Below are 13049 nucleotides of genomic sequence, written 5' to 3'. Positions count from 1 at the left end.
GCCCACGTCACTTTCCCGCAGGTGCGGCACCTGACGGCGTGACACATTCAGCGAGCCTCCTAGAGAACGGGCGGCCCCTGGTAAGGCCGTTGCAGCACGGCGAATTCGGGCGTGGTCGCGGCGGTGATGACGGCCTCGAGCAGGCGGACGCCGTCGTCGCTGCCGGGTATCCCGGTCAGCACCGGCCCGAAAAACCCGCGCCCGTCGACCGCGATGATCGGGCTGCCGGCCGAGCCGCCCAGAGTGTCCTGGCTGGCTTGGTGCGCGCGCCTGGCGGCCTCGTCGAGTGCACTGTCGTCTAGCGATTCGGCAAGTGATTCGTCAAGTCCGCATTCGGTCAGGGATTTGCGGACCTCATCGGTGGACATTTCTTTCCCACGCACATGGATACGGGCGCCGACCGAGTCGTAAAGCCGTGCGAATGCGTCCGGCCCGTGCTGGCTGGCGACCGCGGCGAACAGCCGACCGAGCCGTCGTGATCGATCCATCATCTGCTGTTGTTTCGGGTTGAGGTCGTTGCCCTCGTTGAGTACGGCCAGGTTCATCTGCCGCAGCGTGACCGGTGTGTCCGTCTTGTGCGCGGCATCGAGCAGCCATCGCGAAGCGGCCCAGGCGAAGGGGCATACCGGATCGATGTAGAGCTCGACGTCAGCCACTGGCTCCTCCTTCTGCAACTTTCCCGATCTCGGGCGAACTAACGCCATAATACCCCCTTGGGTATACGGCTGTCGAAGTCGTGCGCCAGCCAGCAAAATGGGGCTATGGCGCTGGATCTCAACGCGTACTTCGAACGCATCGGCTATCGCGGTCCCACCGAACCTACCCTGGCGGTGTTGCGGGAGCTGGTGAGCGCCCACACCCGGGCGATTCCGTTCGAGAACCTCGATCCGCTGATGGGGGTGCCGGTTGACGACCTGAGCCCCGAATCGCTGATGGACAAGCTCGTCCACCGGCGCCGCGGCGGTTACTGCTACGAGCACAATGGGCTGATCGGCAACGTGCTGGCCGAACTCGGGTTTCGGCCGCGGCGGCTGGCCGGGCGGGTGGTGTGGATGGCGCCGCCGGATGCGCCGCTGCCGGCACAGACGCACACCGTGCTCGCGGTGAGTTTTCCCGGTTCGGACGGTTCGTATCTGGTGGACGCCGGTTTCGGGGGGCAGACGCCGACGTCGCCGCTGCGGCTGCGGACCCGATGCGTCCAGCAAACGACGCATGAACCGTACCGGCTCGATGACCGTGGCGACGGGCTAGTGCTGCAGGCGCTGGTTCGCGACGAGTGGCAGCCGCTCTATGAATTCAGCACGATCAGCCGGCCGCCGATCGACCTGAAGGTGGGCAGTTGGTTTGTCTCGACACACCCGTCGTCGCACTTTGTCACCGGTTTGATGGCTGCCACCGTGACCGAGGACGCGCGGTGGAACTTGACGGGCCGGATCCTGGCGGTCCATCGCGGCGGCCGGACCGAGAAGACCGTGCTCGAGGACGCGGCCGCGGTTGTCGACGCGCTGAGCGGGCGCTTCGGCATCAACGTGGCAGATGTCGGCGAACGCGGTGCCCTCGAAGCCCGCATCGACCAAGTCTGTTTCGGCGACAACTGAAGGGCGAGCCCGTCGCGGGCGAACAATCAGCTCCCCGGCAGCCAGGACTGTATTCGGCGCAGGGCTTCTTCGATGTCGCTGGTCGGCCCGGCGAACGACATCCGGACAAACGAGTTGCCCCGCGCGGTGTCGAAGTCGACCCCTGGTGCGATCGCCACGCCGGTGTCGGCCAGCAACCTCGAGCAGAAGCCCAGCGAGTCGGTGGTGAAGTCCGAAACGTCGGCGTAGACGTAGAACGCGCCGTCGGTGGGAGCCAGCCGATCAACTCCGATGCGACGCAGGCCGTCGAGCAGCATCGAGCGATTGAGCGCATAGTGCCGCAGATTGCCGTCGGCTTCCGCGGTCGCCTCGGGGGTGAACGCCGATACCGCGGCGATCTGCGACAGCACCGGCGGGCAGATGGTGAAGTTGCCGGTGAGGCAGTCAACCGCCCGGCGCAGCTCCGTCGGCACCAGCAGCCAACCCAGTCGCCAGCCGGTCATTGCGTAGTACTTGGAAAAGCTGTTGACCACCACCGCGTTCCGTGAGGTCTGCCAAGCGCAGCTGGTCTGCGGTGCCCCTTCGTACACCAGGCCGTGATAGACCTCATCGCTGATCAGCCGGACCCCGGATTCGTCGCACCACGACGCGATCGCCGACAACTCGGCGGGCGGGATGACGGTGCCGGTGGGATTGGCCGGGCTGGCCACGACCAGCCCCTGCACCGGCGGGTCGAGTTCGGCGAGCATCTGCACGGTGGGCTGAAACCGGGTCGCCGGCCCGCACGGTATCTCCACCACCTCACATCCCAACGCTGACAGGATGTTCCGATAACAGGGATAGCCGGGACTGGCCATCGCGACCCGGTCGCCGACATCGAAGCATGCCAGGAAGGTGAGCAGGAAGCCGCCCGAGGAACCGGTGGTGACCACCACCGCGTCGGGGCCGACCGTGATGCCGTGCTGGCGCTCGTAGTCCGCCGCGATCGCGGCACGCAGCTCCGGAATACCCAGTGCCACCGTGTAACCCAGCTGGTTGAGATGCAGGGCGGCGGCCGCCGCGGCGCGTACCGGTTCCGGGGCGCCGGCGCTGGGCTGACCCGCCGAGAGATTGACCAGATCGCCGTGGGTGCGCTGGCGCTCGGCGGCCGCCAGCCAGACGTCCATCACGTGAAACGGTGGAATGCCCGCGCGCCGGGCCACACGATGGGTCATGGTGCGGAAAGCACCTCGGACTCCAGCTGGCGCAGCAAGTCTCGTGGTGAATCCAGCAGGTGCGTACTGCCGTGCGCCCGTTTGAAATACAGGTGCATGTCATGCTCCCAGGTGATCGCGATGCCACCGTGCAACTGGATGCCCTCGGCGGCCACGGCGCTGAGCGCTTCGCAGGCAGCCAGTCGTGCGGTGGCCGCATTGGCGGGGGTGGGGTCATTGCAGGCGTCGGCGACGACGGACCGCGCCGCTGCGACCGTCACGTACAGATCGGCCATCCGATGCTTGAGTGCCTGGAAGCTGCCGATCGGGCGGCCGAATTGCACTCGGCTCTTGGTGTATTCGACCGTCAGTTCCAGGCAGCGTTCGGCGGCGCCGATCTGCTCGGCGGCCAGCAGAATTGCCGCTATGCCGGCCAGTCCGGGGTCGGCGCCGATCTTCCGGGTTTCCTGCGGCTGCATGCGGGCCAGCCGGCGGGTGGGATCCATGGTGGCGACGGGCTGCGCGGTGAAGCGAGTCCACCTGCTCAGTTGGCCCTCGTCCGCGGCGACGACGACGTCGGCGACGTCACCGTTGACGACGTAGTCGGGGTCGAGGACCAGCGCGCCGATCGAGGTACCCTCGGCGAGCCGGGTGAGCGACTCGGCGTCCGGCTCGGGTGCGGTCAGTAGCGCCAGTTCCGCGAGCGTGGTGCCCAGCAGCGGTGCGGGCACCAGCGACCGGCCCAGCTCTTGTAAAACCGTTGCGGCGTCGGCTAACTCGCCGCCGGCTCCGCCGAGTTCCTCCGGGACGACCAAAGCGGCGGCGCCGACTTGTTCGCACAGTAGCCGCCACAGCGCCTCGTCGTAGCCGCGGTCTGACTCCATCGCCGCTCGCACCGCGGCTGGACTTGCGTGCTTGGCCACCAGGGCGGCGACGGTCTCGCGCAGCATCTGCCGTTCGTCAGTCATAACGCCTCCAGCACTCGCCGTCGATGCTCCTCCGGTGTACCCCAGGCCGAACGCAGCGCCTGCACCTTCAGCAGCCACAGCGACAGGTCGTGTTCCTGGGTGAATCCGATGGCGCCGTGAGTCTGTAACGCCGAGCGAGCCGCCAGCAGACCCGCCTCGGATGCCGCTGCTTTCGCCGCACTGACGTCCCGCGGCGCCAACGACAGCGCCGCGCCGTAAACCAGCGGACGGGCCAGCTCGACCGCGATGTGGACGTCGGCGAGTTTGTGCTTGATCGCCTGATACGAGCCGATGACCCGGCCGAACTGCGTCCGCTGCTTGGCATAGTCGACGGCCGCGCTCAGCAGTGCTTCGGCGGCACCCACCAGTTGTGCCGCCGTGGCCAATACGCCGAACTCGTAGGCGCGGTTGATGTCTGCGTGCCAGGATTCGCCGGTCGCCGCCACGTCGTAGAGGCGACGGCTGGGGTCGACGGACGCATGGCGCCGGCCCGGCGTGCCTTCGGCGACACCGGCCTCACCGGCCAGTAACACCAGCCCCGCGGTGTCGGCGTCGACGGCGCGCGGCACCTGCGGCGGTAGTGCGACGGTGGCGATCAGCTCACCCGATGCCAGGCCGGCGCAGCGCTCGGCCTGATCGTCAGTGGCAAGCAAAACCGGTGCCACGGCGATGGATTCGGTGACCGGGCCGGGAACACACCAGCGGCCAAGCCGTTCCAGCGCAACCACCAGGTCCACCGGATCGGCCCCCAGACCGTCGAACTTCTCCGGAATGTTGAGTGCGGTGACGCCAAGGTTGGCCAATTGCTGCCACACCTTGCGGCCGGGCGCCGCATCGCCGGCCGACCAGGCGCGAACCGCGCCGGGCAGATCGGCAGCACCCAGCGCCGCGTCGATGCTGGCGGCGAAATCACGTTGTTGTTGATCAAGGGCAAAGTCCACGGTCACTTCTTCTCTCGCGGCAGGCCCAGCAGCCGTTCCGAAATGATGTTGCGCTGGATTTCGTTGGTGCCCGCATAGATTGGTCCGCCCAGGGCGAACAACAGCCCATCGGTCCACGGGCCGGCCAGCTCTGCGTCCGCTGCCAGGATGTCCAGCGCGGTCTGATGCAATTCCACGTCGAGCTCCGACCAGAACACCTTGGTTACCGACGATTCGGCGCCCAGCTCGCCGCCGCCGGCGAGCCGGGTGACCGTGCCGAAGGTCTGCAGCCGGTAGGCCTGCGCCTTGATCCACCCGTCGGCGACGCGGTCGGCGAATTCCGGTGGGGAGCCGTTGGCTTTCCACAGTTGCACCAGCCGCTCCGCCACCGCCAGGAAGCGGGCGGGGCTACGCAGCGACATGCCGCGTTCGTTGCTCGACGTGCTCATGGCCGCACGCCAGCCGTCGTTCGGGGTGCCGATGACATCCTCGTCGGGAACGAAGACGTCGTCGAGGAAGATCTCGCCGAAGCCGGTGTCGCCGCCCAATTGCACGATGGGCCGCACCGTGACGCCGGGTGCCTTCAGGTCGAACATGAAGTAGGTGAGGCCGCGGTGCCGCTCGGCCGACGGATCGGACCGGAACAACCCAAAGCCCATGTCGGCGAACGGCGCCCGTGAGCTCCAGATCTTCTGCCCGTTGAGCAGCCAGCCGCCCTCGGTCTTGGTGGCGGTGGACCGCAGTGAAGCTAGGTCGCTGCCGGATTCGGGCTCCGACCAGGCCTGGGCCCAGATCTGCTCGCCGCTGGCCATTTTCGGCAGAATCCGATCCAGCTGCTGCTGGGTTCCGTGGGCGAACAGGGTGGGCGCCAGCATCGAGGTGCCATTGGCGCTGGCCCTACCCGGCGCGCCAGCGCGGAAGTATTCCTCCTCGAACACCACCCAGTGCAGCAGCGGGGCGTCGCGGCCGCCGTACTGCTCCGGCCAGGTGATCACCGACAGTCCGGCATCGAACAGTACCCGATCCCAAATCCGATGCTGGGCAAAGCCTTCGGCGTTGTCGTAGGACGTCGTCGGGATCGAGTCCTTGTTGGCCGCCAGAAACTCGCGCACCTCGGCCTGGAAAGCCAGGGTTTCCTCATCGAATGCCAGGTCCATTCAGGCCAACTCTCGCAGTTGTGATTTGACCACCTTGCCGCCGGCGTTGCGGGGCAAGGCATCGACGAACCGTACCGACCGCGGCGCCTTGAAGTTCGCCAAATGCTCACGGGTGTACGAGATTACCGTCGCCTCGTCGAGCGTCGCGCCGGACCTGGGCACCACGAAGGCTCGGCCGACTTCTCCCAGCCGCTGGTCGGGAACACCGATCACCGCGGCGTCGGCCACGCCGGGCAGCCGGGCCAGCACCTGCTCTACCTCGGCGGGGTAGACGTTGAATCCACCGCAGATGTACATGTCCTTGAGCCGGTCGGTGATGCGCAGGTTGCCGGCCTCGTCGACGGCACCGATGTCGCCGGTGTGCAACCAGCCGTCGGAGTCGATGGCCGCGGCCGTCGCCGTCGGGTCATCGAGATAGCCCAGCATGACGTTGGGTCCGCGTAACAGGACTTCTCCGGTGTCTGCGATACGCAGGTCGAAGCCGGCGAACGGGCGCCCGCAGGTGGTGGCGACGGTCACCGCGTCGTCGTCGGGGCGGCACATCGTCCCCATGCCGTTGGCCTCGGTCAGACCGTAGGCGGTCAACACGATGTCGATATCGAGTTCGGACTGCATGCGTTCCACCAGCACCACCGGCACGGTGGCCGCGCCGGTCACCGCGAACCGCAGCGAGCTCAGGTCGTAGTCGCGGCGCGCCGGATGGTCCAGCAGGGTCTGGTAGATGGTGGGCGGCCCGGGCAACACCGTGATCCGGTGCTGCTCGATCGCCTGCAGGGTGTGCAGCGGATCGAACGTCAGATGCGGGATCAGCGTCGCCCCGGTCTGCAGGCAGGCCAGGATGCCGGCCTTGTAGCCGAAGTTGTGGAAGAACGGGTTGATGCACAGATAGCGGTCGTCGCCGGTGATCTTGCCGTTGGCCGCCCACGACGCCGAGGCCGCGAGCGACTGCCGGTGCGCGCACAGAACGCCCTTGCTGCGGCCGGTGGTTCCCGAGGTGAACAGGATGTCGCTGACGTCGTCGGGCGTGACGGCGGCCGCGCGCAGTTCGACGGCGTGGGTGTCGGTGCCGTGGGCGATGAACTCGTCCCAGGTGCCGTGGACCGGATCGTCGGCCTCGATCGGAATTCGCACGATGTGCCGAAGCGCGGGCAGGGCTTGCGAGTTCAGGCCGGCGGCCCGGTCGGCGCCGAGGAACCGGCCCATCGCGAACAGCAGCGGCGCCCGCGTGCGGCCCAGGATGTCGGCGGCCTCTTCGGCGGTGTAGCGGGTGTTCAGCGGCACCATGGCCGCGCCGGCGTGCTGGATCGCCAGGCAGGCCACCACCCAATGCCAGGTGTTCGGCGACCAGATGGCCACTCGATCGCCGGGCTCGACGCCCAGTGCGATCAGCGCCGCCGCGGCCCGGTGCACCTCGGCACGCAGGGCGGTGGCCGTGAAGCTCCGGTCGTCGGTGATCAAGACGTCGTGTTCGGGGAACATGGCCGCGAGACGATCCAGAGCCGCGGGCACGGTACGCGGATCGTCGGTCATCGAATGCTCCTCTAAGCGGCACGCGGCGCCCTTCACCGGCGGCCTAACAAAGCAAGTGCTTGGTAGGTTAGCCTACAGGTCATGCAGGACGTCGAGGAGTTCCGGGCCGAGGTCCGCCAGTGGCTCGCGGACAATCTGGTCGGCGAATTCGCAGCACTGAAGGGGCTCGGCGGGCCGGGACGCGAGCACGAGGCGTTCGAAGAACGCCGGGCATGGAATCAGCATCTTGCGGCCGCCGGGCTCACCTGCTTGGGCTGGCCGGTCGAACACGGTGGACGGGGACTGCCGACCGCGCACCGGGTGGCGTTCTACGAGGAGTACGCCCGCGCCGACGCTCCGGTGAAGGTCAACCACTTCGGCGAGGAGCTGCTGGGCCCGACCCTGATTGCGTTCGGGACGCCCGAACAGCAGCAGCGCTTCCTGCCGCGCATTCTCGACGTCACCGAGCTGTGGTGCCAAGGCTATTCGGAGCCGGGCGCGGGCAGTGACCTGGCCAACGTGTCGACCACTGCGGAGCGCGACGGCGACCAGTGGGTGATCAACGGCCAGAAGGTGTGGACGTCACTGGCGCACCTGTCGCAGTGGTGCTTCGTGGTGGCGCGCACCGAGAAGGGCTCCAAACGGCATGCCGGGCTGTCATATTTGCTGGTGCCGCTGGATCAGCCCGGGGTGCAGATCCGGCCGATCGTCCAGATCACCGGAACGTCGGAATTCAACGAGGTGTTCTTCGACGACGCGCGTACCGATGCCGGCATGGTGGTGGGCCGGCCGGGTGACGGATGGCGGGTGGCGATGGCGACGCTGACCTTTGAGCGCGGCGTGTCCACGCTGGGCCAGCAAATCGTCTATGCCCGTGAGCTTTCGCGGTTGGTCGACCTCGCGCGGCGTACCGGCGCCGCCGACGACCCGTTCATCCGGGAGCGGCTGACCCGGGCGTGGACCGGGCTGCGGGCGATGCGCAGCTATGCACTGGCCACCATGGAAGGGCCGGCCGCTGAGCAACCCGGCCAGGACAACGTGTCAAAGTTGTTGTGGGCCAACTGGCATCGTTCTCTCGGGGAGCTGGCGATGGACGTGATCGGCAAGCCGGGTCTCGCGTTGACCGGCGGTGAATTCGACGAATGGCAGCGGCTGTATCTGTTCACCCGGGCCGACACCATCTACGGCGGTTCCAACGAGATTCAGCGCAACATCATTGCCGAGCGGGTGCTCGGCCTGCCGCGGGAGGTCAAGGGATGAAATTGTCCGTCGCGCCGAAAGAAATTCCCGGACATGGACTTTTGGACGGCAAAGTGGTGGTGGTGACCGCGGCCGCGGGTACCGGCATCGGCTCGGCCACCGCGCGTCGCGCGCTGGCCGAGGGGGCCGACGTGGTGATCTCCGACCACCATGAGCGACGGTTGGGGGAGACCGCCGCCGAACTGGCCGCGCTGGGGCTCGGCCGAGTCGAAAGTGTGCTGTGCGACGTGGCGTCCAGTGTGCAGGTGGACGCCCTCATCGACTCGACCACCGCACGCATGGGCCGGCTCGACGTGCTGGTCAACAACGCCGGCCTCGGTGGCCAGACGCCGGTCGCGGACATGACCGACGACGAGTGGGACCGCGTCCTGGACGTCTCCCTGACGTCGGTGTTCCGGACTACCCGGGCCGCGTTGCGGTACTTCCGCGACGCCCCGCACGGCGGAGTGATCGTCAACAACGCCAGCGTTCTCGGCTGGCGAGCCCAGCACTCGCAGGCACACTATGCCGCCGCCAAAGCGGGAGTTATGGCGCTCACCCGTTGCAGTGCAATAGAAGCCGCCGAGTACGGGGTTCGGATCAACGCCGTCTCGCCCAGCATCGCCCGGCACAAGTTCCTGGACAAGACCACCTCGGCCGAGCTGTTGGACCGGCTGTCCGCCCGAGAGGCGTTCGGCCGTGCCGCCGAACCCTGGGAAGTCGCGGCCACCATCGCGTTTCTGGCCAGTGATTACTCGAGTTACCTTACGGGCGAGGTTATTTCGGTATCGAACCAGCACCCGTAGGCGGTTGGTGATCGGGAGTGGTATTGCCTTGGCCTGTCTCACTCGAAAATTCATAGTGACCACGAATGCGGCTGGTCAACGATGTCTTCTTGCGCAGCCTTGGATGCCTGGCTCTGTTTTCGGCACACCTTGGCTCTATTTCGGCACGCCGATACCGCAGCTCACCGTATCGGTGGCCATGCCGCCGTATCGAGTGTGCAGTGACGGGTTTGACTGTGCATGTAGGACGGGGGAACGCCCACGATCGGCCGCCCTGACGGCACACTCGGCGCCGCCAGCGCACACTTGGCGCCATCAGCGCACCGACCCAACCGCACCAGCACGCGATTTCTCTCTCACCCCACCGGGACACAGCCTGATAGCCCGGCATCGCCGAGACGCCGGCTGTCCGTGTCACCTCGTACTTGCCAGACGGACAAGGCATCTCGAATCACCATGACCCTGATCGCCGATAGCCGATTCGGGATGCCTGGCCGAACTTTCCGGCTACGTCAGTTGTTTCAACAGTTGTTCGATGCTGAACAAGCCCGACAGAGCGGTGCCGGTGTTGAAGAAGCCGCTGTTGAAGCCGCTCACTGCGGGGCCCGTACTCGGGACACCCATGTTGCCGATGCCGGAGATAGCACCGTTGAATACTGATCCTCCGCTGGCCTGGTTGAAGAAGCCCGAGATGGCGCCGGCGGCAGTGCCGGTCGCAGTGTTGGAGAATCCCGAGACACCATCGCCGGTGTTGTTGAAACCGGAGTTGACCAGGCCGGTGTCGGTGGTCGACCCGATGCTGGTGTTCACATCGCCCGAATTCCAGAAACCTGTGTTGGTCTCGCCCGAGTTGCCGGAGCCGGTGTTTCCGTCGCCCGAATTCCACGACCCCGTGTTGAGGGTCCCGCCGTTCCCGAAGCCGGTGTTCAATTCACCCGAGTTGAAGAGGCCGGTGTTCACCAGACCGCTGTTGCCGAGGCCGAAGTTGCCGATGTCGGAGTTGAAGAGGCCGACGTTGCCGACGCCTGCGTTTCCGATGCCGAAGTTGCCTAGGCTGGTCGACGGCGTCGGGCTCGCGTTGAAGATACCCACGTTGCCGTGGCCGGAGTTGAAGAAGCCGATGTTGTTGGTACCGGAGTTGCCGAACCCGATGTTGCCGCTGCCGGAGTTCAGCAGCCCGGGCAGGTTGATGCCTACCTGGTTGTTGCCGGTGAGCCCGATCCCGATGTTGTTGTTGCCGGTGTTTCCGAAGCCGAAGTTGCGGATCCCGGAGTTGCCAGCGCCGAGGTTTCCGACGCCGGTATTGCCGCCGCCGATGTTCTCGTTGCCGATGTTTCCGAAGCCGACGTTTCCGTTTCCGAAGTTGCCCATGCCCAGGTTCGCGCCGGGGTTGGAGCTGGTGCCCGAGTCCCCGGTGTTGCCGAAGCCGATGTTTTGGTTGCCGAAGTTCCCGCTGCCGAAGTTGTTGTTGCCCTGGTTTCCGTCGCCGATGTTTCCGCTGCTCGTAATGGCGGAGCTGCCGTTGCCGCTGCCGACGTTTCCGCTGCCGGTGTTTCCGCTACCGACGTTGGCGGTGCCGGTGTTGCCGTTGCCGATGTTGCCGTTGCCACCCTTGTTGCCGATGCCGATGTTGGGCAAGAGCGCCAACAACTGCTCGAAGGGGTTCAACCCGGCGGCGGCCGCCGCCGCACCGGCGTGATAGCCCGTCATCGCCGAGACGTCGGCGGCCCACATCTCCTCGTACTGGGCCTCGGCGGCGGCGATCGCCGGCGCGAAGAGCCCCAGGAAATTCGACCGCACCAGCTGCACGAAGGCGTTGCGGTTAGCTGCCACCAGTAACGGATGCACCGTCGCCGCCCGCGCCGCTTCGAATGCGCCGGCCACCGCCTGGGCCTGCGCCGCGGCGCCGGCAGCCTGTGCCGACGCCGCGCTCAGCCACCCCGCGTACGGCGCGGCCGTGGCCGCCATGGCCGCCGACGCCGGGCCCTGCCAAGCCTGGCCGACCAGACGCGAGGTCACCGACGCAAATGAATTCGCAGCTGTCCCAAGTTCATCGGCCAGCCCGCCCCACGCTGTCGCCGCCTGCACCATCGGCGCTGAACCGGCACCGTTGAACATCAGCAACGAATTGATCTCCGGCGGCAGCATCGGAAAACTGACCATGTCGACCTCCAACACTTTCCGCTCGGCCGCCCCGACGCGACTGATACCTGGTGGGCAATTTACGGATGCTACGCCAATTGCGCGGTGGAGAAGGGGTTTCAGGCAAAGCCGGCCGGCCTTGGATCGTTGATCGGTCAGATCGATGCCCGCGGCGCTGTGGGCCGATGACGGCGCTGCGGGCACTCTGGTCGCCATCGCCAGTTGGATGGAGTTAAGTCGTTGCGGCCCAGGCTAATCCGCGGCGACCCCCCGCCTACCGGCGCGGCTACGGTGGGACCGAGGACGCCCGGGATGCTGGTGTTTCCGATGCACGAGGTCACGCCGCTCTGCCCGGTGCCGCCGCTGGCCGTGTTGAAGAAGCCGGACATACGCCCCGGAGTGCCGCCACCGGAGGCTAGGCTGGAAGTTTGACCGTTAGGTATTGGGGCTCCGCTGGCCGAGTCGAGAAACCCGAGAAAAGTGTTCATTAGCTGATATACCAGCCCCCACGTGATCGACGAGAACGACGTTGCCGTCGCCACCGACTCCGATGAGATCCCCTGCCAGGCGGCCGCAGCCTGCAGCATCGGCGCCGAACCCGCACCGCTGCACATTCGCCAGGAATTGATCTCCGGCGGCGGCACCGCAATCTTGACGATATTGACCTCCTACCCAGGTCCGCGGCTGCCGCCCGAAGCGATCGTTGCCCGATCGTGCGGCTCCCAACGGTGTTCGCGTCCTAGGCGCGGGGGACTCTCGATCGTTTCCTGATCGAGTACTCCGATGGCAGCGATGTTACGACGATGGCTGGGCCGACATCCGTTTTCCGTACGAATCGTTCATGCTGGAATTCTGTGGAGGCGGCGCTACCGATGGCCTCGGGGCAAACCTTAGTTGGTGTCGACGAAGTCCGTCGTGGTTGGCCGAGCAAGCGCTTGGTTGATAGTGTGGTCGGATGGACCGAGTGGCCGGTCAGGCTATCAGCCGGCGAGATGAGTTGCTGGAGCTCGCCGCGGCCATGTTCGCCGAGCGCGGCCTGCGCGCCACCACCGTGCGCGACATCGCCGACGGTGCCGGCATCCTCTCCGGCAGCCTGTATCACCATTTCTCCTCCAAAGAGGAGATGGTCGACGAGCTGCTGCGTGGGTTCCTCGACTGGCTGTTTGATCGCTACCGCGAAATCGTGGACACCCAGCCCAATCCGCTGGAACGGCTCAAGGGGCTGTTCATGGCCTCGTTCGAGGCGATCGAGCATAGACACGCCCAAGTCGTTATCTACCAGGACGAAGCCCAGCGACTGTCGTCGCAGCCGCGGTTCTCCTATCTCGAGGACCGCAACAAGCAGCAACGCAAGATGTGGGTGGAGGTGCTCAAGCAAGGCATCGCGGAGGGCTATTTTCGGCCCGACCTCGATGTCGATTTGGTCTACCGCTTTATCCGGGACACCACCTGGGTATCGGTGCGCTGGTATCAGCCCGGCGGACCGCTCACCGCCGAGCAGGTGGGCCAGAAATACCTCGCCATCGTTCTTGGCGGGATCACGAGAGAAGGAGTGTGAC

13 protein-coding genes are annotated in these 13049 nt (G+C 66.4%); 5 read left to right on the top strand and 8 right to left on the bottom strand.

Annotation, left to right across the window (positions count from 1 at the left end; all coding sequences use genetic code 11):
• Positions 1 to 59 precede the first annotated feature (59 nt).
• A complete protein-coding gene (locus B4U45_RS11390) occupies positions 60 to 656 on the bottom strand; it encodes a mycothiol-dependent nitroreductase Rv2466c family protein (protein WP_075547610.1) in 597 nt (198 codons plus the stop codon).
• 105 nt (positions 657 to 761) lie between these two features.
• Between B4U45_RS11390 and B4U45_RS11385 the strand changes: the two genes are divergently transcribed.
• Entirely contained in the window at positions 762 to 1598 is an 837-nt protein-coding gene (locus tag B4U45_RS11385; protein ID WP_075547611.1) for an arylamine N-acetyltransferase family protein, read from the top strand.
• 26 nt (positions 1599 to 1624) lie between these two features.
• Here the strand turns inward: B4U45_RS11385 and B4U45_RS11380 are convergent, their stop codons facing one another.
• The 5 genes from B4U45_RS11380 to fadD3 are packed head-to-tail and all read right to left on the bottom strand — an operon-like array spanning position 1625 to position 7345.
• Positions 1625 to 2791, bottom strand: a complete 1167-nt coding sequence (locus B4U45_RS11380) for a pyridoxal phosphate-dependent aminotransferase (protein ID WP_075547612.1) — start codon at positions 2789 to 2791, stop codon at positions 1625 to 1627.
• The gene (gene ipdE2, locus B4U45_RS11375; RefSeq protein WP_219859402.1) at positions 2788 to 3738 is read right to left on the bottom strand and encodes an acyl-CoA dehydrogenase IpdE2; all 951 of its coding nucleotides are present in this window, start codon (positions 3736 to 3738) and stop codon (positions 2788 to 2790) included. The genes B4U45_RS11380 and ipdE2 overlap by 4 nt, the downstream gene beginning before the upstream one ends.
• The gene (locus B4U45_RS11370; RefSeq protein WP_122512072.1) at positions 3735 to 4685 is read right to left on the bottom strand and encodes an acyl-CoA dehydrogenase family protein; all 951 of its coding nucleotides are present in this window, start codon (positions 4683 to 4685) and stop codon (positions 3735 to 3737) included. Before B4U45_RS11370 ends, ipdE2 begins: the two co-directional genes overlap by 4 nt.
• A complete protein-coding gene (locus tag B4U45_RS11365) occupies positions 4682 to 5815 on the bottom strand; it encodes an acyl-CoA dehydrogenase family protein (RefSeq protein WP_075547614.1) in 1134 nt (377 codons plus the stop codon). Before B4U45_RS11365 ends, B4U45_RS11370 begins: the two co-directional genes overlap by 4 nt.
• The gene (fadD3, locus tag B4U45_RS11360; RefSeq protein ID WP_075547615.1) at positions 5816 to 7345 is read right to left on the bottom strand and encodes a 3-((3aS,4S,7aS)-7a-methyl-1,5-dioxo-octahydro-1H-inden-4-yl)propanoate--CoA ligase FadD3; all 1530 of its coding nucleotides are present in this window, start codon (positions 7343 to 7345) and stop codon (positions 5816 to 5818) included.
• 81 nt (positions 7346 to 7426) lie between these two features.
• Between fadD3 and ipdE1 the strand changes: the two genes are divergently transcribed.
• Together ipdE1 and ipdF are read left to right on the top strand one after the other, a co-directional pair.
• Complete coding sequence (ipdE1, locus tag B4U45_RS11355) at positions 7427 to 8584, top strand: acyl-CoA dehydrogenase IpdE1 (RefSeq protein ID WP_075547616.1); 1158 nt, start codon at positions 7427 to 7429, stop codon at positions 8582 to 8584.
• Entirely contained in the window at positions 8581 to 9369 is a 789-nt protein-coding gene (ipdF, locus tag B4U45_RS11350) for a (5R,7aS)-5-hydroxy-7a-methyl-1-oxo-2,3,5,6,7,7a-hexahydro-1H-indene-carboxyl-CoA reductase (protein ID WP_075547617.1), read from the top strand. The genes ipdE1 and ipdF overlap by 4 nt, the downstream gene beginning before the upstream one ends.
• 486 nt (positions 9370 to 9855) lie before the next feature.
• Here the strand turns inward: ipdF and B4U45_RS11345 are convergent, their stop codons facing one another.
• Together B4U45_RS11345 and B4U45_RS30390 are read right to left on the bottom strand one after the other, a co-directional pair.
• Positions 9856 to 11511, bottom strand: coding sequence for a PPE family protein (locus tag B4U45_RS11345; RefSeq protein ID WP_083044447.1), 1656 nt, complete (start codon positions 11509 to 11511; stop codon positions 9856 to 9858).
• 134 nt (positions 11512 to 11645) lie between these two features.
• Positions 11646 to 12077 (bottom strand): hypothetical protein, encoded by a 432-nt coding sequence (locus B4U45_RS30390; RefSeq protein WP_371687270.1) that lies wholly within the window; start codon positions 12075 to 12077, stop codon positions 11646 to 11648.
• On the opposite strand from B4U45_RS30390, the gene B4U45_RS30385 reads away from it, so the two are divergent.
• Positions 12001 to 12261, top strand: a complete 261-nt coding sequence (locus tag B4U45_RS30385; RefSeq protein WP_075547618.1) for a hypothetical protein — start codon at positions 12001 to 12003, stop codon at positions 12259 to 12261. The genes B4U45_RS30390 and B4U45_RS30385 overlap by 77 nt on opposite strands.
• A gap of 184 nt (positions 12262 to 12445) precedes the next feature.
• Positions 12446 to 13048, top strand: a complete 603-nt coding sequence (gene kstR2 / locus B4U45_RS11335) for a TetR family transcriptional regulator KstR2 (RefSeq protein WP_075547619.1) — start codon at positions 12446 to 12448, stop codon at positions 13046 to 13048.
• Position 13049 lies beyond the last annotated feature (1 nt).

The sequence above is a fragment of the Mycobacterium persicum genome, from assembly GCF_002086915.1.
Lineage (GTDB): Bacteria > Actinomycetota > Actinomycetes > Mycobacteriales > Mycobacteriaceae > Mycobacterium > Mycobacterium persicum.
The sequence above is the reverse complement of the archived record's forward strand: the minus strand, read 5'-3'. Positions and strand labels throughout refer to the sequence as shown.

Excerpts from the sequence above, each read along its gene's own strand:
- B4U45_RS11385 (WP_075547611.1), top strand. The coding sequence starts at position 762 with ATGGCGCTGGATCTCAACGCGTACTTCGAACGCATCGGCTATCGCGGT.
- B4U45_RS11380 (WP_075547612.1), bottom strand. The coding sequence starts at position 2,791 with ATGACCCATCGTGTGGCCCGGCGCGCGGGCATTCCACCGTTTCACGTG.
- ipdE2 (WP_219859402.1), bottom strand. The coding sequence starts at position 3,738 with ATGACTGACGAACGGCAGATGCTGCGCGAGACCGTCGCCGCCCTGGTG.
- B4U45_RS11365 (WP_075547614.1), bottom strand. The coding sequence starts at position 5,815 with ATGGACCTGGCATTCGATGAGGAAACCCTGGCTTTCCAGGCCGAGGTG.
- fadD3 (WP_075547615.1), bottom strand. The coding sequence starts at position 7,345 with ATGACCGACGATCCGCGTACCGTGCCCGCGGCTCTGGATCGTCTCGCG.
- ipdE1 (WP_075547616.1), top strand. The coding sequence starts at position 7,427 with ATGCAGGACGTCGAGGAGTTCCGGGCCGAGGTCCGCCAGTGGCTCGCG.
- ipdF (WP_075547617.1), top strand. The coding sequence starts at position 8,581 with ATGAAATTGTCCGTCGCGCCGAAAGAAATTCCCGGACATGGACTTTTG.
- B4U45_RS11345 (WP_083044447.1), bottom strand. The coding sequence starts at position 11,511 with ATGGTCAGTTTTCCGATGCTGCCGCCGGAGATCAATTCGTTGCTGATG.
- B4U45_RS30390 (WP_371687270.1), bottom strand. The coding sequence starts at position 12,077 with ATGCTGCAGGCTGCGGCCGCCTGGCAGGGGATCTCATCGGAGTCGGTG.
- kstR2 (WP_075547619.1), top strand. The coding sequence starts at position 12,446 with ATGGACCGAGTGGCCGGTCAGGCTATCAGCCGGCGAGATGAGTTGCTG.